The 19,935-nt window shown below is 41.6% G+C and carries 24 protein-coding genes; 17 read left to right on the top strand and 7 right to left on the bottom strand.

Annotated elements, in window-relative coordinates; genetic code table 11:
• From WKT01_RS02010 to WKT01_RS01975, 8 genes are all read left to right on the top strand, one after another.
• The coding region (locus WKT01_RS02010) for a FeoA family protein (RefSeq protein WP_340311362.1) at positions 1-204 on the top strand (204 nt) is incomplete at its 5' end.
• A gap of 60 nt (positions 205-264) precedes the next feature.
• Positions 265-483, top strand: coding sequence for a FeoA family protein (locus tag WKT01_RS02005; RefSeq protein ID WP_117975875.1), 219 nt, complete (start codon positions 265-267; stop codon positions 481-483).
• A gap of 46 nt (positions 484-529) precedes the next feature.
• The gene (gene feoB / locus WKT01_RS02000; protein ID WP_340311361.1) at positions 530-2,713 is read left to right on the top strand and encodes a ferrous iron transport protein B; all 2,184 of its coding nucleotides are present in this window, start codon (positions 530-532) and stop codon (positions 2,711-2,713) included.
• Between the two features lie 66 nt (positions 2,714-2,779).
• Positions 2,780-2,968, top strand: a complete 189-nt coding sequence (locus WKT01_RS01995) for a FeoB-associated Cys-rich membrane protein (protein ID WP_059069976.1) — start codon at positions 2,780-2,782, stop codon at positions 2,966-2,968.
• A gap of 1 nt (position 2,969) precedes the next feature.
• Entirely contained in the window at positions 2,970-3,107 is a 138-nt protein-coding gene (locus tag WKT01_RS01990) for a hypothetical protein (protein ID WP_340311360.1), read from the top strand.
• An 11-nt stretch (positions 3,108-3,118) separates the two neighbouring features.
• Entirely contained in the window at positions 3,119-3,481 is a 363-nt protein-coding gene (locus WKT01_RS01985) for a heavy-metal-associated domain-containing protein (RefSeq protein ID WP_117975877.1), read from the top strand.
• 29 nt (positions 3,482-3,510) lie between these two features.
• Complete coding sequence (locus WKT01_RS01980) at positions 3,511-3,906, top strand: Fur family transcriptional regulator (protein ID WP_059069972.1); 396 nt, start codon at positions 3,511-3,513, stop codon at positions 3,904-3,906.
• A 139-nt stretch (positions 3,907-4,045) separates the two neighbouring features.
• On the top strand, positions 4,046-4,327 hold the full coding sequence (locus WKT01_RS01975; protein ID WP_117975878.1) for a DUF2325 domain-containing protein: 282 nt from the start codon (positions 4,046-4,048) through the stop codon (positions 4,325-4,327).
• Positions 4,328-4,386: 59 nt separating this feature from the next.
• On the opposite strand, the gene WKT01_RS01970 is transcribed toward WKT01_RS01975, so the two are convergent.
• Entirely contained in the window at positions 4,387-5,079 is a 693-nt protein-coding gene (locus WKT01_RS01970; RefSeq protein ID WP_117975879.1) for a S1 RNA-binding domain-containing protein, read from the bottom strand.
• Positions 5,080-5,421: 342 nt separating this feature from the next.
• Here WKT01_RS01970 and WKT01_RS01965 point away from each other — a divergent pair, with 342 nt between their 5' ends.
• Entirely contained in the window at positions 5,422-7,074 is a 1,653-nt protein-coding gene (locus WKT01_RS01965; RefSeq protein ID WP_340311359.1) for a putative manganese-dependent inorganic diphosphatase, read from the top strand.
• Between the two features lie 16 nt (positions 7,075-7,090).
• Positions 7,091-7,669, top strand: a complete 579-nt coding sequence (locus WKT01_RS01960) for a flavin reductase family protein (RefSeq protein ID WP_340311358.1) — start codon at positions 7,091-7,093, stop codon at positions 7,667-7,669.
• A gap of 171 nt (positions 7,670-7,840) precedes the next feature.
• On the opposite strand, the gene WKT01_RS01955 is transcribed toward WKT01_RS01960, so the two are convergent.
• Positions 7,841-9,217 carry an MATE family efflux transporter gene (locus WKT01_RS01955; protein WP_340311357.1) on the bottom strand — a complete coding sequence of 459 codons (1,377 nt, stop codon included), beginning with the start codon at positions 9,215-9,217 and terminating at the stop codon, positions 7,841-7,843.
• A gap of 130 nt (positions 9,218-9,347) precedes the next feature.
• Between WKT01_RS01955 and WKT01_RS01950 the strand changes: the two genes are divergently transcribed.
• Genes WKT01_RS01950 through WKT01_RS01940 form a run of 3 tightly spaced genes read left to right on the top strand, consistent with a single transcriptional unit; the run spans position 9,348 to position 12,192 of the window.
• Complete coding sequence (locus WKT01_RS01950) at positions 9,348-10,118, top strand: polysaccharide deacetylase family protein (RefSeq protein ID WP_340311356.1); 771 nt, start codon at positions 9,348-9,350, stop codon at positions 10,116-10,118.
• Between the two features lie 17 nt (positions 10,119-10,135).
• A complete protein-coding gene (locus tag WKT01_RS01945) occupies positions 10,136-10,873 on the top strand; it encodes a tRNA threonylcarbamoyladenosine dehydratase (RefSeq protein ID WP_059069960.1) in 738 nt (245 codons plus the stop codon).
• Positions 10,874-10,875: 2 nt separating this feature from the next.
• Positions 10,876-12,192 carry a replication-associated recombination protein A gene (locus tag WKT01_RS01940; RefSeq protein ID WP_059069959.1) on the top strand — a complete coding sequence of 439 codons (1,317 nt, stop codon included), beginning with the start codon at positions 10,876-10,878 and terminating at the stop codon, positions 12,190-12,192.
• On the opposite strand, the gene WKT01_RS01935 is transcribed toward WKT01_RS01940, so the two are convergent.
• From WKT01_RS01935 to WKT01_RS01925, 3 genes are read right to left on the bottom strand one after another with little or no spacing between them, the layout of a single operon-like run.
• Positions 12,169-12,681 (bottom strand): DUF4364 family protein, encoded by a 513-nt coding sequence (locus WKT01_RS01935; RefSeq protein ID WP_059069957.1) that lies wholly within the window; start codon positions 12,679-12,681, stop codon positions 12,169-12,171. The genes WKT01_RS01940 and WKT01_RS01935 overlap by 24 nt on opposite strands.
• Positions 12,674-13,600 (bottom strand): TIGR01212 family radical SAM protein, encoded by a 927-nt coding sequence (locus WKT01_RS01930; RefSeq protein ID WP_340311355.1) that lies wholly within the window; start codon positions 13,598-13,600, stop codon positions 12,674-12,676. The genes WKT01_RS01935 and WKT01_RS01930 overlap by 8 nt, the downstream gene beginning before the upstream one ends.
• On the bottom strand, positions 13,600-14,748 hold the full coding sequence (locus WKT01_RS01925) for an NAD(P)-dependent malic enzyme (RefSeq protein WP_340311354.1): 1,149 nt from the start codon (positions 14,746-14,748) through the stop codon (positions 13,600-13,602). Before WKT01_RS01925 ends, WKT01_RS01930 begins: the two co-directional genes overlap by 1 nt.
• A 332-nt stretch (positions 14,749-15,080) precedes the next feature.
• Between WKT01_RS01925 and rho the strand changes: the two genes are divergently transcribed.
• The gene (gene rho / locus WKT01_RS01920) at positions 15,081-16,430 is read left to right on the top strand and encodes a transcription termination factor Rho (protein WP_340311353.1); all 1,350 of its coding nucleotides are present in this window, start codon (positions 15,081-15,083) and stop codon (positions 16,428-16,430) included.
• A 100-nt stretch (positions 16,431-16,530) separates the two neighbouring features.
• On the opposite strand, the gene WKT01_RS01915 is transcribed toward rho, so the two are convergent.
• On the bottom strand, positions 16,531-17,292 hold the full coding sequence (locus WKT01_RS01915) for a TSUP family transporter (RefSeq protein ID WP_340311352.1): 762 nt from the start codon (positions 17,290-17,292) through the stop codon (positions 16,531-16,533).
• A gap of 193 nt (positions 17,293-17,485) precedes the next feature.
• On the opposite strand from WKT01_RS01915, the gene cysK reads away from it, so the two are divergent.
• Together cysK and WKT01_RS01905 are read left to right on the top strand one after the other, a co-directional pair.
• Complete coding sequence (gene cysK, locus WKT01_RS01910; protein ID WP_059069947.1) at positions 17,486-18,415, top strand: cysteine synthase A; 930 nt, start codon at positions 17,486-17,488, stop codon at positions 18,413-18,415.
• Between the two features lie 54 nt (positions 18,416-18,469).
• Positions 18,470-18,913: an RrF2 family transcriptional regulator gene (locus WKT01_RS01905; RefSeq protein ID WP_340311351.1), complete on the top strand. Its 444-nt coding sequence runs from the start codon at positions 18,470-18,472 to the stop codon at positions 18,911-18,913.
• Between the two features lie 12 nt (positions 18,914-18,925).
• Here the strand turns inward: WKT01_RS01905 and WKT01_RS01900 are convergent, their stop codons facing one another.
• Entirely contained in the window at positions 18,926-19,354 is a 429-nt protein-coding gene (locus WKT01_RS01900) for an RrF2 family transcriptional regulator (protein ID WP_340311350.1), read from the bottom strand.
• A gap of 223 nt (positions 19,355-19,577) precedes the next feature.
• Here WKT01_RS01900 and rpmE point away from each other — a divergent pair, with 223 nt between their 5' ends.
• On the top strand, positions 19,578-19,778 hold the full coding sequence (rpmE, locus tag WKT01_RS01895) for a 50S ribosomal protein L31 (protein WP_059069942.1): 201 nt from the start codon (positions 19,578-19,580) through the stop codon (positions 19,776-19,778).
• Positions 19,779-19,935 lie beyond the last annotated feature (157 nt).

The following is a 19,935-nucleotide window of genomic DNA, read 5'->3' as shown; positions in this document are numbered from 1 at the left end:
TTGACAATGGCTGAGATTGGAAAAGTAAATACGATACGTAAAGTAAGAGGAAATGAAGAGACAAAGCGTTTCCTGGGAAATCTGGGGTTTATAGCTGGTGCGAAGGTGACGGTGCTGTCTGTGATCAGCGGAAATGTGATAGTGAATATTAAAGATTCCAGAATTGCTGTTAATGCTGATATGGCGCGGCATATCATGATCTAAACAGACCGCTTTGCCGTACATATAAAAGAATATTTACATTTAGGAAAGGAGATAAAGAGGATGACGTTAGGAGAGGCAGAAGTAGGAAGCAGTGTTGTTGTTACCAAAATTGAAGGCGACAGCGCTTATAAGCGCCGTATAATGGACATGGGCATTACGAAGGGGAGTGAACTTTATATCAGAAAAGTGGCTCCTCTTGGCGATCCGGTAGAGATTACTGTAAGGGGATATGAGCTTTCTGTCAGAAAAAATGATGCTCAATGTGTGCAGGTGAAATAGTGTTCTATAGCATAATTCAACAACAGACTTTAAGGAGGTAAAAGGAATGGCAGTCAAGATCGCTCTTGCGGGAAATCCAAACTGTGGAAAAACTACAATGTTTAATGCGCTGACCGGTGCGAATCAGTATGTAGGAAACTGGCCGGGGGTTACAGTCGAGAAAAAAGAGGGGAAGGTAAAAGGCAAGAAAACGAAAGGTGAGGAGATTATTGTTACAGACCTTCCGGGTATCTATTCGCTTTCTCCATATACATTAGAGGAAGTGGTGAGCCGGGATTATGTGCTGAACGAGGATCCAGATGTTATTATTGACCTTGTGGATGCCACGAATATAGAACGTAATTTGTATTTGACAACGCAGCTTATAGAAACCGGAGTTCCGGTTGTGATTGCGCTGAATATGGCAGATCTTCTTGAAAAAAGAGGGATCAAGATTGACACAAAACGTCTTTCCATGATGCTCGGATGTACGATCATAGAAACATCTGCCCTGAAACAGACGGGACTAGAAGAATTGATCGGCGAAGCTGTAAAAGTTGCAAAGAAAAAAGAAGCAAAGTTTCCAGGTGAAATATTTTCAGAAGAAATGGAGAACGCAATTGAAGAGGTGAAGGGAGCGCTTCCGGATTCTGTTTCCGAGGATAAGAAGAGATGGTATGCGCTGAAGGTTCTGGAAAACGACAGTAAAGTTGTCAAAACCGTGCAAATATCCGGTGAAGCGAAGAATGCTATTTCAAATCTGAGAAGTAAGATTGAGAAAAAGCATGATGATGATATGGAAAGTATTGTGACAGATGAGAGATATAAATATATACAGAAAATTGTTGCGACAACCGTGAAAAAAGGAAAAGAGCGGCTTACGACATCCGATAAGATCGATCGGATCGTGACGAACCGTATCCTTGGTATTCCGATTTTTATTCTTGTCATGTGGGCTGTGTATTATGTATCTGTTACAACTGTAGGTACATTGGTTACAGACTGGACAAATGATGTTTTTGTCGTAGCAGTCCAAAATGCTGTGGGGGGATTTCTTGAGAGTGTTGGGACAGGCGCTGTCGTATATGGTCTGGTTGTGGATGGGATCATAGGTGGAATCGGTGCAGTACTTGGCTTTGTGCCTCAGATGGCAATTTTGTTCCTGTTTCTTTCTATACTCGAAGACTGTGGCTATATGGTCCGTATTGCCTTTGTTATGGATCGAGTGTTCCGGCATTTCGGTTTGTCGGGGAAAAGTTTTATCCCATTGCTGATTTCTTCTGGATGTGGGATCCCAGGTATTATGGCTTCTAAAACGATCGAGCAGGATAACGATAGACGCCTTACTATTATGACAGCGACGTTTATACCATGTGGAGCGAAACTTCCGGTTATTGCCTTAATGGGGGGAGTGATCGCGGGAGAAGCTGCCGGATATGCAGAGAGTTCTTTTATTGCTCCGCTTATGTATTTTATCGGGATTGCGGCGGTGCTTATATCGGCAATCATCCTGAAGAAGACAAAACTGTTTTCTGGCAAACCAGCGCCTTTTGTTATGGAACTTCCTCAATATCATGTTCCTCAGGCAAGAACAGTTCTTCTTCATGTGTGGGAAAGATTAAAGGGCTTTATTATCAAAGCGGGAACGATTTTATTCCTGGCATGTGTTGTTATGTGGTTTTTGAGCAGTTATGGATTTGCGCAAGGTGGTTTTGGATTGGTTGAGGATAGTGCAGATAGTATTCTGGCTATGATCGGCGGAGTGATCGCTCCAATTTTTGCACCGCTTGGTTTTGGCTCTTGGGAACCAGTTGCCGCTTCTTTGTCTGGATTTACAGCAAAAGAAGCAATCGTATCTACGATGGGAACACTGGCAAGTGTACAGGGAGATGTAGAAGATGCGGCGAATGTGGCAGCAGGTGTAGGAGCTTGGTTCCCGACAACGATGGCAGCCTTTTCGTTCCTTTTGTTCAATCTGCTGGATTCTCCATGCTTGGCAGCCATTGCTACGATGGCGCAGCAGATGCAGTCAAGAAAATGGTTTTGGTTTGCTATTATATTCCAGAATGTATTCGCATATGTCATTGCGCTTTGCGTATATCAGCTTGGTTCATTTGCGGCAGGAGGAATGTTTACAGTTGGTACGGCGGTAGGTATCTTATTAACGCTCTTGATTTTGAGCCTGCTGTTCAGGCCAGATCCATACAAAAATCAGAAAGTTTATACAAAACGTTCTGTACAGAATGTGTAAAAGAAAATCAAGAAAAGCTGGATACGGGAAAGTGTTCGGCTTTTCCTGTAAAGGAGGGTGTGTTGTATGATAGCAAATGTTGTGATTTTGGTACTTATAGCAGTATATTGTATTTTTCTATTATACAGGGGATATAAGAATAGAAAAGCGGGCAGGCACATAGGGTGTACGGGCTGCAGCGGCAGCTGTGGACAGTGTTTAGGCTGCGGCAGCAGTTCAGAAGCAGCGGCGAAAACAAAAGAAGGGCAGATGTGATATGGGAAACGCAACAGGTTCTACGCTCTATGCCTTTGGAGCATTTTTGCTCCTCTATCTTGTAGGAGCATCTATATATCAAGGCTATCTATGGATCAAGAGGCATCGCAGTCATAGAAGAAATGATGAAGAAAAGTAAGAGGGATTGTTATGGCAGATATAATAATAGTAATAGTTGTAGTTCTTTTGATCGGGGCAGCATTAAAAAGTTCGGTCAAACATTTTAAGGGGGAAGGATCTTGCTGCGGCGGTGGCTCGAGTTTAGCGGAAACAAGAGAGGAGAAAATTCTGGGTGGTCCTGTGATAGGTAAAAAGACGATTAAAATATCTGGCATGCATTGTGAAAATTGCGTGAATAGCGTAACAAGAGCTATCAATAAGATTGAGGGAGTTCGTGCACAAGTGAGTTTAAGCAGCAGCAGCGCAGTTGTGTCTTATGATCGAGAAGTGAGTGAGAAGGAGTTAAAGCAAGCCATAGAAGAAGCAGGATTTGGGGTGACTAATATATCATAGTGACTGGTATAGATAAAATGGAGGCCATTATGAGCAGAAAAGAGCGGCTTTTAGAGCAGCTAAAGGAAAATGGATGCAGAATCACAAAACAACGTCTCATGTTGATCGACATTATTTTGGAAAATGAATGCTCCAGCTGTAAAGAGATATATTATAAGGCATTAAAAATGGATGAACATATAGGTGCTGCAACTGTTTATCGAATGATAAATGCGTTGGAAGAGATTGGAGTGATCAGCAGAAAGAACATGTATAAAGTAAATTGCTCTGAGAGTTGTCATTTTGAATATACTTGTAAGATCGTATTAGATGATGAAACGAACCTTCAGTTATCTTCAGACAATTTGAATAAAGTGCTTCAGGAGGGACTGCGGCGGTGCGGTTATGTAAAAGACCAGAAAATAACGAAAATAAAAGTTCAGTAAATTTATATTGTACATAATGAAAAATACTATCATGAAATTGTATTGATATTATTTTTTAATTCATGTATTATATAGATATGAGTTAGTTAAAACTAACTTGTGTAGGCACTGCTATATCTGCAAAATGAAGGAGGTTATTATGAGTGTAGTAATTATTGGTGGTCATGATAGGATGATCTGTCAGTATAAAAAAATCTGTAAACAGTATAACTGTAAGGCGAAAGTTTTTACGCAGATGTCAGCGAGTTTAAGTAAACAGATTGGACAACCGGATCTAATTGTTCTTTTTACAAATACGGTGTCACATAAAATGGTGCGTTGCGCAGTGGAAGAGGCAGGAAGATGTAATGCAGATATAGTGAGATGTCATACAAGCAGTAAAAATGCTCTGGAAGAGATTTTGGAGAATGTATGTGATTAAATAAAAATTCCTGACGGCAGGATGACTAAAATATCCCGCTGTCAGGAATTTTTATATGCTTATTTGAGATTTAAATTTTTAAACAAATCGCCGAGATTTGTGCCGATATTCTCGCTCTTTGGAATATCCACTTTTTCTACTTTTTCTTCAGGGACTTCTTCCAGGGCTTTCATACTGAGACTAATTTTTCCATCTTTTACACCGATGATTTTTACAGTTACGTTATCTCCTGTATGCAGGACGTCGGAAGGGGATTTTACCCTTTTCTGTGAAATCTGTGAGACATGAACAAGGCCGGAAAGTCCGTTCTCCAGTTTAACAAATGCCCCATAGTTCTGGAGTGTCTCAACAGTACCTTCCATGACAGTACCGATCTTGATATTTGCGATTTTCTCTTTCTGCGCCTGTTTTTCTTTTTCCTTGAGGATCTCACGTGCAGAGAGGACCAAGCGATTGTTAGCTTGATCTACATCAATGACGCGGACTTCAATATCTTTTAAAAGATATGTCTCCAAGTCTTCAATGTAAGACAGAGAAAGTTTGGAAGCAGGAACAAAACCTCTGAGTCCTTCTACCATAGCAATTACGCCGCCGTTTACGACACCTTCTACTTTTACAGGAAGGATTGTCTTGTTTTCCATATATTCTGCAACCCGGTTCCAAGGATTGGCATCATCAAAATGTTCCTCGTAATCTGCCATTGTTTCTGCTTGTTCGTTTGTCTGTAATTCTTCTTTTAATTCTTCGCTCATTGTAGCACCTCAATCTAATTTTTTTCCATAAAACCAGTATAGCATATGTATAGATAAAAAGACAGGAAATCTTAAAAAATCAATGCAATCTTAAAAAAATGATGCAATTAGTATGACAGAGTTAGCGGCAGATCTTCATTATGTGGCAAAGAGACAGCATGCAAGGAGGGAAAAGGGTTGACGAATGGACTAAAAAATGGCAATCTATAGGTACATTTATCTTGTATACATATAATATAAAAATAAGATAAGCAGGCAGACACTGTTGTGCTGTTAACACGTTAGAAAATATCCTGACAGCATCAAAAATATGTTCGACAGGGATGATGGAGAAGAGGAAATATGAAAAAGGAAGAAAACAGTAAAAAAGTATATGTTGTAGGACATAAAAATCCGGATACAGATTCCATTTGTTCAGCAATTGCTTACGCAAGTTTGAAAACCAAGCTTACGGGTGTTGAGCATACGCCGCGCAGAGCAGGTCAGCTCAATGAAGAAACACAATATGTCCTGGAACGGTTCGGTGTGAAAACACCGGCGCTTTTATCCGATCTGCGTGTGCAGATCAAAGATGTAGAATTGAGACATGTGGATGGTATACAAGGAAGCGTCTCAATAAAAACAGCCTGGGCTGAAATGAAAGATTTAAATATTAAAACACTTCCCGTTACTAGAAATGGAAAATTGGAAGGGGTAATTACAATAGGCGATATTGCTACATCTTATATGGATGTATATGACAGTACGATACTTTCTACAGCGAGAACACAGTACAGAAATATCGCCAGTGCGGTGGGCGGAAAAGTCATTACAGGGAATGCGCATAGTTATTTACAGAAAGGGAAAGTTGCAATTGCTTCTTCCAGTAAGATTTTGATGTCAGAATTTATTAAAGAAAATGATCTTTTGATCACGGGGGACCGCCCGGATGCACAGCAATATGGAATTGATGCAAATGTAGGATGTATCGTGGCATGTCATAATGCGCCTATAGAGGATAAAATCATCCGGCAGGCGGAAGAGAAGCAAATCGTCATTATCCAGACACCATATGACACATTTACAGTAGCAAGACAGATCAATCAGAGTATACCGGTCAGACATTTCATGAGTAAAGACGGACTGATCACTTTTCAGATGAGAGACTATGTAGATGATGTAAAGGAAGTGATGGCACGAAAAAAGTTTCGTGATTTCCCGGTATTGGACGGCAAGGGGAAATTCTTGGGATTTATTTCTCGCAGGCGGCTGCTTAACTGCCGAAAAAAACAAGTTATCTTAGTGGATCATAATGAGAAAAATCAGGCTGTAGACGGGGTAGAAGAAGCAGAAGTTCTGGAGATCATTGATCATCACAGACTTAGCAGTATAGAGACAATGGGACCTGTATTTTTTAGAAATCAGCCGGTCGGATGTACGGCGACGATCATTTATCAGATGTATCAGGAAGAGGATATACTGGTGGATGCGCAGAACGCAGCTCTTTTATGTTCTGCGATCATTTCAGATACGCTGATGTTCCGTTCTCCTACCTGTACGCCATTGGATGAACAAAGCGCGAGAACTCTTGCCAAGATAGCAGGAATCGAGATTGAAGAGCTGGCGCAGGAGATGTTCCATGCAGGAAGCAACTTGAAAGGGAAGACAGCAGAAGAAATCTGCTTTTTGGATTTTAAACAGTTTACTGTAAACGACACCGTTTTTGGCGTGGGACAGGTAAATTCCATGAGTGCGGAGGAACTAAAAGAGATTAAGGAGATTGTGCTTCCTCATTTGGAGAAGGCGCGGAAAAATCATCGATTGGATATGATATTTTTTATGCTGACTGACATTATTGCAGAATCATCTGAATTATTGTGCTGTGGTATGGAGGCAAGGGAAAAAATCATTAATGCATATGATTTGAGAGCAGATACGGCAGATTTGATCTTAAAAGGAGTCGTTTCACGTAAAAAACAGCTTGTACCTACTTTGGTGGGAGCGCTTCAGCAATAGATAGAAGGAGATAAAAATGGCAAAACAAATATGGAAAGCAGGGAATATGCTGTATCCACTTCCGGCAGTATTGGTCAGTACAGCTGATGGAAAAGGAAATACAAATATTTTGACAGTTGCCTGGACGGGAACTGTATGTACAAATCCGGCGATGGTATATATTTCCGTAAGACCGGAAAGATACTCCTACCATATGCTCCAAGAGACCGGTGAATTTGTGATCAATCTTACGACAGAGAAACTGCTCAGGGCAGCAGATTATTGCGGAGTGCGTTCTGGCAGGAATGTAGATAAATGGAAAGAATGTTCTTTGACGCCAGAAACACCGTCCAGCTTGAAATGGGCGCCGGTGATCAAAGAAAGTCCGGTCAATATTGAATGCAAGGTTACAGAAATAAAAGAATTAGGAAGTCATCATATGTTCCTGGCAAACGTACAGGCAGTGCAGGCGGACGAAGAATTTTTGAATAAACAGAATAAATTCGAATTAAATAAAACCGGTCTTATTGCATATTCTCATGGGGAATACTTAAATTTGGGAAAAAAGATCGGAACATTTGGGCATAGCGTAAGAAAAAAGAAAAATAGAATATAAATTTAATTGACTTCATATTTCTTTGATTACTTCCGCAGTGTTAGCTCAATTCCGCTTCCGCTTCATTTCGCTATCGGCAGTCGCCGAATGAAAAGAAACAGATCATACCCTGTTTACATGCAAGCATGACACATGGCATGATCTGTTCTTTTCGCACTGCTTGTTGCTTCGTTAAATTTCTATATTGTTTTTTAGTGGTTTGAGTTTCAATCGATTAATCCGTTTGAAAAGTAATGTGGATAATACTACGGAGGCAATCTCTGCGATAGGGATCGCAAGCCAGACTGCATTTAATCCCCATATCTTGGAGAATATATAGGCCACTGGGAGTATAACGAGCAGCTGTCTTGCGACGGAGATGATCAAACTGTATACACCGTTTCCGAGTGCCTGGAAAACAGAGCCCATGATGATACAATATCCGGCAAAGAGAAAGCTTAAGCTGATGATGCGGAGAGCCGGGATTCCAATTTCTATCATGTGCTGTGACGCATCGAACAATTTTAATAGGCTGCCCGGCAGTAGTTGGAATATGAGTAATCCGACCAACATGATACTAACAGCGATATAGATGCTCAAACGCATCGTAGAGAGGATACGTTTTCGATTCCTGGCGCCATAATTATAAGCGATGATCGGGATCATTCCGTTATTCAGACCGAATACAGGCATGAAAATAAAGCTTTGTAATTTGAAATAGACGCCGAATACAGCTGTAGCAGTGGAAGAAAACGGCATCAATATTTTGTTCATGCCAAATACCATGATGGAACTGATAGACTGCATGATAATAGAAGGAACGCCTACTTTATAGATTATGGATATGATTCGTTTATCAGGACGGAATTTTCGCATATTCAGATTTAACTCTGTGTTTTTGCGGCAGTTAAACAGCAAAGCGAGGAACATAGCTACGATCTGTCCGAAAACCGTAGCAAGAGCTGCCCCGGCAACTTCCAGTCTTGGAAAACCAAAGAGACCGAAGATCAAAATGGGGTCCAGGATGATATTAATGACAGCGCCGGTGCCTTGTGTGATCATGGTATAAAAAGTTTTGCCTGTAGCCTGCAGGAGACGTTCAAGAGTAATTTCCAAGAAGATGCCAAACGACATAATCGTGATGACCAGCATGTATTGGGTACCGTAATCTACGATGACAGCATTATCTGTTTGCGCAGCAAAGAAGAAACGGGAACCAACAGTCCCGAATACAGCGATACAGATGAAACTGATAAATCCGAGGAAAATTCCGTTTCGTGCGGCTAAATCTGCCTCTTCAAAATGTTTTTCCCCTAAATTTCTGGACAACAAAGCATTGATTCCGACCCCGGTTCCAGTCGCGATGGCGATCATAAGATTCTGTACGGGAAATGCAAGTGATACGGCAGTTAAGGCATCTTCGCTCAATTGTGCAACAAACATGCTGTCAATAATGTTATATAAGGCTTGTACAAGCATAGAAATGATCATAGGGAGAGACATACTGATCAGAAGTTTGGGAACAGGCATGACTCCCATTTTGTTTTCTTTAGACTGGATAGCGTCCATGATAATCCTCCTTTGTATACTGTAGATTAACTAAACTATTATAACATCAATAAATAAGAATTACAATGCATATATTTTGAAGAGAAATAAAAAGGTATTTTGAATCAAAATAAAAAGGGCAGTGAAGGATTTGAAAAAAGACAGAATTGAAAAAGGACAGTTAAAGCGAATGGTACAGGCGGTGGGGATGGTATATGTATTTTTATTGCTGCCCGTTTGTATTCCTTTTACTGTTCAAACAAAGGAAGGAGAAAATAGGCAGCGTATAGAGAAAGCAGTAAGGACCGAATCGAAAAATATAGAGACAGAAGATGAGGCAGACACGGAAGATCAGAGGATAAAACCCAAAGTAGCGCTTACTTTTGATGACGGTCCTAGTATGGAATATACACCTATGTTGCTGGAAGGGCTAAAGGAGAGAGGAGTCAAAGCTAGTTTTTTTCTGATAGGCTGCAATATCGAGAAAGAAGGGAACAAAGAGATTGTAAAGCAGATGTATGAGGATGGACATTTAATTGGAAATCATACTTTTCATCATGTAGAATTGACCAGCCTAAGCAGAGAACAGGCGCTTATTGAACTTAAGGAAACGAGTGATCTGATTGAAGAAATCACCGGTGAAACAGTGGAGTATGTAAGGCCTCCATTTGGTTCTTGGAGAGAGGAACTAAATGAAGAAATTGAAGCAATCCCGGTTATGTGGAGCGTGGATCCGCTCGATTGGACAACGGAAAATGTAGAGGAAATTGTCCGTAAAGTAGTGACGGATGCAGAAGAAAATGATATGATTTTGTTGCATGACTGTTATAAAAGTTCTGTGGAGGCAGCGCTGCAGATCGTGGATATACTGAAAGAGCGAGGGTTTGAATTTGTGACTGTAGATGAGCTGCTTTTAGATTAGAAAAAGAGGTAGATATAATGACGCATGAATATTCTAGGACAGAACGTATACTGGGAAAAGAGGGAATGGAGAGACTTTACGGAGCGTCTGTGATCGTATTTGGTGTAGGGGGCGTCGGCTCTCACTGCATAGAGGCGCTGGCAAGAAGCGGTATAGGGAAACTGACTTTAGTAGACAGTGATAAAGTAAACCTGACCAATATCAACCGGCAGGCAGTTGCGTTTCACAGTACGATCGGGAGATTTAAGACAGAAGTAATGAAAGAGATGATACAGGATATTTGTCCGTCTATTAAAGTGCAGACATACGAAACTTTTGTATTGCCGGACAATATAGCACAGTTTTTTGAGGAAAGGTATGATTATATTGTTGATGCGATCGACACAGTGACAGCAAAATTGGCGCTCGTACAGGCGGCGCGCCAATATGGAATTCCGATCATCAGCAGTATGGGGACGGGGAATAAGCTGCATCCAGAATTATTTGAGATCACGGATCTGTCTAAGACGAGTATGTGTCCTCTTTGTAAAGTGATGAGAAAGGAATTAAAAAGCAGAGGGATTTTTCATTTGAAAGTTCTCTATTCTCCGGAAAAACCGATCCCTATTTATGATGGGAATGACAAGGAAAAGGAGAAAGCAGATCCGACGGAGAGAAAAAGAAGTGTTCCAGGGAGTGTATCGTTCGTACCTCCTGCGGCAGGTCTTTTGATTGCCGGAGAAGTAGTAAGAAATTTAAGCCAAGTAGGAGAATGAGTATGGATTTATTTGAATACATGAGAGAAAAAAACCAAGAGAAGGAATCGCCGCTTGCATCCAGGATGCGTCCGTCTACTTTGGAAGAAGTAGTCGGACAGCAGCACATTATAGGGAAGGATAAACTTTTGTACAGGGCGATCAAGGCAGACAAACTGCGGTCTATTATTTTTTACGGACCACCGGGCACCGGAAAGACGACACTTGCCAAAGTGATCGCTAATACGACGCAGTCTAAATTCACACAGATCAATGCGACAGTAGCAGGAAAAAAAGACATGGAAGAAGTCGTAAAAGAGGCGAAAGATCTGTATGGAATGTATCGGCAGAAGACGATTTTGTTTATTGATGAGATCCACAGATTTAATAAGGGGCAGCAGGATTATCTGCTTCCTTTTGTGGAAGATGGGACGCTTACATTGATCGGAGCGACGACAGAGAATCCGTATTTTGAAGTGAACAGCGCGTTACTTTCACGTTCCAGTGTATTTGAATTAAAGGCGCTGGAAAAAGAAGATATAAAAAGTCTTCTAAAAAGAGCTGTATATGATGAAGAAAAAGGAATGGGGAGTTTCCATGCAGTGATCGAAGAAGAGGCATTGGAATTTCTGTCAGATATAGCGGGAGGAGATGCAAGAAATGCTTTAAATGCTATTGAGTTGGGTGTGCTTACAACAGAGCGCAGTGAAGATGGACGGATACATATTACGCTTGACGTAGCCTCGGAGTGTATACAAAAAAGGGTGGTCCGCTATGACAAAACAGGGGATAATCATTATGATACGATTTCGGCATTTATCAAGAGTATGCGGGGCTCTGATCCAGACGCAGCGGTATATTATTTGGCAAAAATGCTTTATGCGGGGGAAGATATTCGCTTTATTGCGCGCAGGATCATCATTGCTGCGTCGGAGGATGTGGGAAACGCAGATCCGATGGCACTTACTGTAGCTGTATCGGCAGCACAGGCGGTAGAAAGAATAGGAATGCCGGAGGCAAGGATTATTTTGTCACAGGCCGTACTCTATGTGGCTTCAGCTCCGAAAAGTAATTCGGCGGTGACGGCAATCAGCGCGGCAGGTGAAAATGTAAGTAGGTACAAGACGACAGTGCCGGCACACCTTCAGGACGCACATTATAAAGGGGCACAGAAATTGGGACATGGGGTCGGTTATAAATATGCGCATGATTACCCAGGACATTATGTCCGCCAGCAATACCTGCCAGATGAGATAAAAGATGCCAGATTCTATGAACCTGGCGATTTGGGATACGAGAGAAAAATAAAAGAACGATTAGAGGAGCTTCGAAAGAAGTAAGGCGTAAACCTCCTGGCTCTGCGCTGTCCAGCGGCTGGCTATGGTTTCGGCCTCTTTTTCTGTAGGAACCGTTAATTTCAGATCGATCAAGTTGAAGCCATTCTCCATGATCTGACAGCGCACCTCGTATTCGTGGTTTGTGTTTAGATAATAATCTGATTTTACAGCAGATTCTTCTTTTAGATCATATTGCTTTTCTTTGAGAAACTCGTCAATATCTTTTTGGATCGCAGCGGAAAGTTTGCTGTAGAAAAAGTGAATAGTTTCTTTTCCATTTTCAGTCAGATGATACAATGTCCGATTATGCGTCGTTTCTGCGTAGAGAAGATGGGAGGTTACCATTTCAGAAAGCGTTTCCTGGAGTTTGAAATAAGAAGTATATCCTTTATCCAGTATAAATTCAGATATTTGTGAAGTCGTCAGAGGAAAATCCACTTTATCCAGCATGTATAAGACGATCAGTTTATATAAAGTATATGTTTCAGCCATGATACTCCTTTCCCTGCCATATATCGTTTTCTTTCAGACAGTGTTCTAGCGCATTTAAGACAGTACGTTTTCTGCTCGTCCACAAAGGGGCGATCAGAAGATCTTTTGGTCCGTCTCCGGTCAGACGGTGAATGACGAAATCAGGATTTAAATGTTCGATACATTCTCCCAGCATTTCGATATATTCTTCCATGCTAGGTATATGGAAAGGGGAAGTCCGGTAAACAGACGCAAGATCTGTTCCCTGTAAAACATGCAGAAGCTGCAGTTTGATGCCCTGTATATCCATACGATTTAAATAAGAAATGGTCTGAAGCATTTGTTCTTTTGTCTCTCCGGGGAGAAAAAGAATGGTATGGACAATGACAGGAATATGATTTTCCCTCAAATCCGCTACCGCTTTGTCAAAGACAGAAAGTGGATACCCTCTTCTGATATACGCGGCAGAAGCGGGATGAATCGTCTGTAGCCCTAATTCTATCCAGACAGGTTTTATTTTATTGATCCTGGACAAAAGTGAAAGTATATCCTTGCTTAAACAGTCAGGTCTTGTGGCAATAGAAAGAATTTTTACATCAGGATCCTGGACAGCCTCCATATAGAGGGCTTCCAGCCTGTCTATGGGAGCGTAGGTATTTGTGAATGCTTGAAAATAGGCAATATAAGAATGAACAGGACGTTTGTCTCTTAATACAGCCTTCCCTTTTTGAAGTTGTTCTGTGACAGACTCTGTAGGACATCCGGCAAAATCTCCCGAACCCTGGTCGCTGCAAAAGATACAGCCGCCTGTCCCAACCGTTCCGTCACGGTTGGGACAGGTAAGGCCTGCATTAAGTGAGATCTTATAAATTTTTTCTCCATAAGTCTGTTTTAGATAATAGTCCAGAGAGTAATAGCGCTTTTCGCCCCACTGTTTCATTAAATTAATTCCTTTACAGCTTTACTTACAGCATCAGCAACGCGAGGATCAAATGCCTCAGGCAGAATATTTTCTTCATTTAGTTCTGCGTCTGGAACAAGTGAAGCTATTGCTTCTGCAGTTGCAAGTTTCATCTCTTCTGTGATCTGTGAAGCGCGGCCTTCCAGCGCGCCTTTGAAGATACCAGGGAAAGCAACTACATTATTCACCTGATTCGGGAAATCGGAACGTCCGGTCCCGACAACTTTGGCGCCGGCTTCTTTGGCGAGATCTGGCATGATCTCCGGAACAGGATTCGCCATGGCAAATAGGATCGCGTCTTTATTCATGGCAGCAACCATTTCTTTGGTTACGATATTAGGCGCAGATACGCCTACAAAAATATCAGCACCCTTTAAGGCGTCAGCGAGAGTTCCTGTTTTGTTTTCCAGATTGGTTACTTTTGTCATTTCTTTCTGCATCCAGTTTAAATTTGGAGAAGCTTTACTGATGATTCCGTTAATATCGCACATTGTAACATGTACAAAACCATAGGTGAGTAAAAGCTTGGCAATGGCCACCCCAGCACTTCCTGCGCCGTTGACAACGACACGACATTGTTCTTTTGTCTTTTTTGTGACTTTTAATGCATTGATGATGCCGGCAAGGACGACGATGGCAGTTCCATGCTGATCATCATGAAATACAGGGATATCCAGAAGTTCTTTTAGCCGCTGTTCTATTTCAAAACAGCGTGGAGCGGATATATCCTCTAAGTTGATGCCGCCAAAAGCGGGCGCAATATTTACGATCGTATGTATGATCTCTTCTGTATCCTGCGTGTCCAGGCAGATCGGAATAGCGTTGACTCCGCCGAATTCTTTGAAGAGAACCGCTTTTCCTTCCATGACCGGCATAGCCGCGCGGGCGCCGATATTTCCAAGACCGAGAACAGCGCTTCCGTCGGAGATGACGGCAATAGTATTGGACTTGATCGTGTATTTGTAAGCGGCTTCGGGGTCTTTAGCAATAACCTTACAAGGTTCTGCGACACCGGGGGTATAAGCGATTGCCAGATCTTCACAAGTATTGACATGTGATTTGGCGGTGATTTCCAGTTTCCCATGCCACTGCTCATGCATTTGTAAAGCTTTTTCATTGTTTGTCATGATGATTCCACCTCACTGATTCTGAAATATTTTCTCTGCTGATTATCATAACACTGTTGAAGGATGTACGCAACCAGTAAGGCGACATATAGAGAAAAAAGGCTTTCCTTTTTATAATATATACGGTATAATAAAACAGTGTTGAAATTACACAGAGAACTCTTGGTATGATATTTTCAATTTCAGTCAATTCAGACTACTGTTTCTTAAAAAGAAATAGTAAAAATCCCGAAAGTATATGAAAGAATCAGATAATAAAGCAATACAGAGATACATATTGTATTTAAAAATTTTTATAAAAAGAGGAAAATTGTGAAAGGAAAGGTATTTTTATGACGCGGGAAAAGTATGAGTCACTGCCGCTTGCGACTTTGAAAGAACTGGCAAAAGCGAGAAAAATGAAGGGGATTTCTGCTATGAAGAAGGCGGAACTCGTCGAAGCAATGCTTGCACAGGATGAGAAGGAGAAGCAGAATGAAGCAAGAGAAGAAGCAAAAGAAGGAATAAAAGAGGAATTAAAAGAGAAAAAAGATGGAACAGATATAGAACAGCTGGACAGTGGGAAGACGGCAAATGGAATATTAGAAGTACTTCCGGATGGGTATGGTTTTATTCGGTGTGAAAATTATCTTCCGGGAGAAAATGATGTCTACGTATCTCCATCTCAGATCCGCCGGTTTAATTTAAAAACTGGGGACATTATTATGGGTAATACGAGAGTAAAGACACAGTCTGAAAAATTTAGCGCACTTTTATATGTATCTACAGTAAACGGGGTGCGTCCGTCAGAGGCATCCAAAAGACCCAATTTTGAAGATCTGACTCCTATCTTTCCGGATCAGCGATTAAAATTAGAGACACCGGGCAGCTCTACAGCCATGCGGATCGTGGATCTGCTCTCTCCGATAGGAAAAGGACAGAGAGGTATGATCGTATCTCCGCCAAAGGCTGGAAAGACGACGCTTTTAAAGGAAGTTGCGCTTGCTGTACAGAAACGAGAACCGAACATGCATCTTCTGATCTTATTGATCGATGAGCGCCCGGAGGAAGTGACAGATATAAAAGAGGCTATTGCGGGCAAGAATGTAGAGGTGATCTATTCTACGTTTGATGAACTGCCGGAACATCATAAGCGCGTGTCTGAGATGGTGATCGAACGTGCAAAACGTCTGGTAGAGCATGGGAAAGATGTGATGATATTGCTGGACAGTATCACACGTCTGGCACGCGCATATAACCTGACTGTGCCACCGTCAGGGCGTACGCTGTCAGGAGGATTAGATCCAGCGGCTCTGCATATGCCGAAACGATTTTTCGGGGCGGCAAGAAATATGCGGGAAGGAGGAAGCCTGACGATACTTGCTACAGCATTGGTGGAGACAGGAAGCAAAATGGATGATGTAGTGTATGAAGAATTTAAAGGAACCGGAAATATGGAATTAGTGCTGGACAGAAAGTTACAGGAAAAGAGAGTATTTCCGGCAATCGATATTCCGAAATCGGGGACAAGAAGAGAAGACCTTTTATTGAACAAAGAAGAACAGGAGGCGGTTTACATCATACGTAGGGCCATGAATGGGATGAAAGCAGAGGAAGCAGTGGACAACTTGCTGAATATGTTTTCACGTACAAAGACCAATACGGAGCTGGTACAGATGGTAAACCGGCAGAAATTTATATAGAGATTTAGCCAAAGGGGGCGCCGAGAAAGGCGTCCCTTTATTCTTTTATACCAAGGAATTGGCTTATTTGGGTGTTCTGTTCTATCAGCTGTAAGTATTTTTAATAGACTCCTAAGATTTTCAAAAAGAGCAGAAACAGGACAAAAAGAATACTGGGTTTTACGATCTTTGCGCCATTTTTCATGACTAATCCGGCGCCCAGATAACCGCCTGCCATATTACAGAGTGCAGCTGCGATTCCTAGAGGAAGAAGTGTCTGACCGTTTATAAGAAAGACAGCCAGAGCGGTGATGTTTGTTGTAAGGTTGATGATCTTTGCCTGGGCATTTGCTGTAGGAATACTTAGATGAGCGCATACTGTAAAGGCTATTATGAGAAAGGTACCGGTTCCGGGACCATAGAAACCATCATAACCTCCGATAAAAAAAGCAGAAAGAATGGCCGTTAGGTAAGTTTTCTTGTCCAATATGACGATTTCGCTGCCTTTGTCATGGAATATTTTTTTGTTTAGTACTAAAAAAGCGGAGAGTGGAAGAATAAAAACAAGTACATAGAGCATGATTTTTTCAGGTACAAGCATGGAAATTTTTGCGCCCAGTGAAGAACCTAAGATTGCCGCAAAAATAGAAGGAACTGCGAGTCTGAAGTTGATCAGATGGTTTCTTATAAAACGCAAAGTTGCCAGAAGAGTACCGCAGGTGGAAGAAAGTTTATTTGTAGCGACTGCCATGTGAGGCGGAAGACCTGCAATCAGATATGCAGGAATAGAAATCAGACCACCACCCCCGCCGATCGCGTCGACCAGACCGGCAAGAAAGAGAAGCGGACATACGATAAGAAAAGAAACAGGTGTCAGTTCCATGATGAACTCCTTTCTGAATTGAGCTGCAGTCGTATGAACGAGTATCTATATACTGATTTTATGTTATCACATGAATGAGAAAAAAGGAAGAAAATAGAAAACATATAAAACATACTTGACAAATAGGTATTCCAGAAATATAATGTAGAAAAATAAACATACTAATTTGATAGGAAAAAAGGAGGAAAGATATATGGCAGGAATTTATAGAGGAACTTTGGATTTGATTGGGAATACACCGTTGGTCGAAGTGGTGAATTTGGAAAAAGAGCTGGAACTAAAAGCGAGAATACTGGTCAAACTGGAGTATCTGAATCCGGCGGGAAGTGTAAAAGATCGTGTGGCAAAAGCGATGATCGAAGATGCAGAGGCAAAAGGAATACTGAAAGAAAATTCGGTACTGATCGAACCGACATCAGGGAATACCGGGATTGGACTCGCAGCGATCGCAGCGGTGAAAGGCTATCGTATGATCCTTACTATGCCGGAAACGATGAGCGTGGAGAGAAGAAATATATTGAAGGCATATGGAGCAGAGATTGTATTGACAGATGGGACAAAAGGGATGAAAGGCGCAATAGAAAAAGCAGAGGAATTGGCAAAAGAGATACCAGACAGCTTTATCCCCGGACAGTTTACAAATCCTTCTAATCCGGAAATGCATCGAAAGACAACAGGACCGGAGATCTGGAGAGATACAGACGGGAATGTAGATGTCTTTATAGCAGGGATAGGTACAGGCGGGACATTGACTGGTGTTGGAGAGTACTTAAAGGAACAAAACCCGGATATCAAAATTGTGGCATTAGAACCGTCCACTTCTCCGGTCCTTTCAGAAGGAAAAAGCGGACCGCATAAGATACAAGGTATCGGTGCTGGTTTTGTGCCTGATGTTCTGAATACAACAATATATGATGAGATTATACAGGCAGATGCAGATGATGCTTTTAAGATAGGAAGAATGCTTGCTAAAACAGAAGGTATTCTGACGGGTATCTCTTCAGGAGCAGCGCTTTGGGGAGCCATAGAGCTTGCGAGACGCCCTGAAAATGAAGGGAAGACGATTGTCGCATTGCTTCCTGACAGTGGAGATCGGTACTATTCTACACCTTTGTTTGTATAAATTGCGTGAAAAGGAGGCGGCGTGTAGAAGAGAAGATAAAATGGAGGGGAAGGCATGAAATTATCAAAGAAAACACGATATGGGATCCGTGCGTTGATGGATCTTGCAGCCAGTACAAAAACAGAACAGGTGGCATTAAATAGTATTGCGCAAAGAAATGCGATTTCTGTTCAATTTTTAGAACAGGTATTTTCTGCTTTGAAAAGGGCTCGTCTTGTTAGAAGTGTAAAAGGTCCGCAGGGCGGGTATCTTCTGGAGAAAAATGCGGCAGACATCACCGTGGCAGAGATAGTAGAAGCTTTGGAAGGAAGCTACTTTTTTGAAAACGAGACAGAAGAACATATAGAAGCTTCTGGGAGTTCTCGTGTGATACAGGAACTCATTCTTGACAGAGTAAATGAAAGCCTGAGAGAGATTTTAGAAAATGTTACGCTTAAGGATTTGACAGAGCATTTTCTGGAATATCGTGATTATTCCCAGAATATGTATTATATTTAAGAAAAAAGAGATTTAGAAGTCCTTTCCCTTGTCAATATCGGCTGTCATGAGATCGAAAAGTGTGACACTGTCCAGATAATGGGTGATCATGGAATTTAGTTTCTTCCAAAGTGGGTGTGTAGGACAGACAGACTGCCGGGGACATTCGGGGGTGCATTCTTCCACGCAGGATACAGGAGCAAGGGTTCCTTCTGTAAGACGGAGAATACTGCCGACAGTGTATTCGTCAGGTTGCTTTGTTAAACGGTATCCGCCCTTTTTGCCTCTAAGTCCTGTCAAAAATTGTTGCTTGACCAAAGTTTTTATGATATTTTCCAGATATTTTTCGGAAATATTTTGTCTGGCGGCAATCTCCTTTAATGGAGTATAGGTATCTGGTGTCTGGCGGGCCAGGTCGATCATCACACGGAGCGCATAGCGTCCTCTTGTTGAAATTTTCATAAGAAATTCCTCCTGTCTTTGATTTTACTTTATTGTACTATATCCAGCTTGTCAAGAGCGAGAAACGTATATTGTGTTTGATAAAGGTAGTTGCAAATGTGTGCAGAAATATATTTTGAAAGATTTTGGGAGAAAAATACTTGCCAAAGAAATAATCTTATGATACAATGACATAGCTGTTTAGAGATTATAATAAGTATTTTAAAATAGAGAGGTGAAAATCATGCGCGAAGGAATCCATCCAGAATACCATCAGGCAACTGTGACCTGCAACTGTGGAAATACATTTGTGACAGGTTCTACAAAAGAAAATATCCACGTGGAAATTTGTTCTAAATGTCATCCGTTCTATACAGGCCAGCAAAAAGCAAGCCAGGCACGTGGTCGTGTTGATAAGTTCAACAAGAAATATGGTATTAAATAAGATTGATGAAACACAGGCTGAGGTAAAAATCTCAGCCTGTTATATTATACCTTGTCGGGCGAAGCGGCCGCCTGTAAGGCTAGTGTACGGTGTCCGGGATATACCTAGAGGGGCGTATATGGGGATATTTCATAACGGTGTCTTTTGGACAAGGAAG

The organism is Mediterraneibacter sp. ICN-202921 (assembly GCF_037890075.1).
Lineage (GTDB): Bacteria > Bacillota > Clostridia > Lachnospirales > Lachnospiraceae > Mediterraneibacter > Mediterraneibacter massiliensis.
Note: the sequence above shows the minus strand (reverse complement) of the source record. Positions and strands in the feature narration are given on the sequence as shown.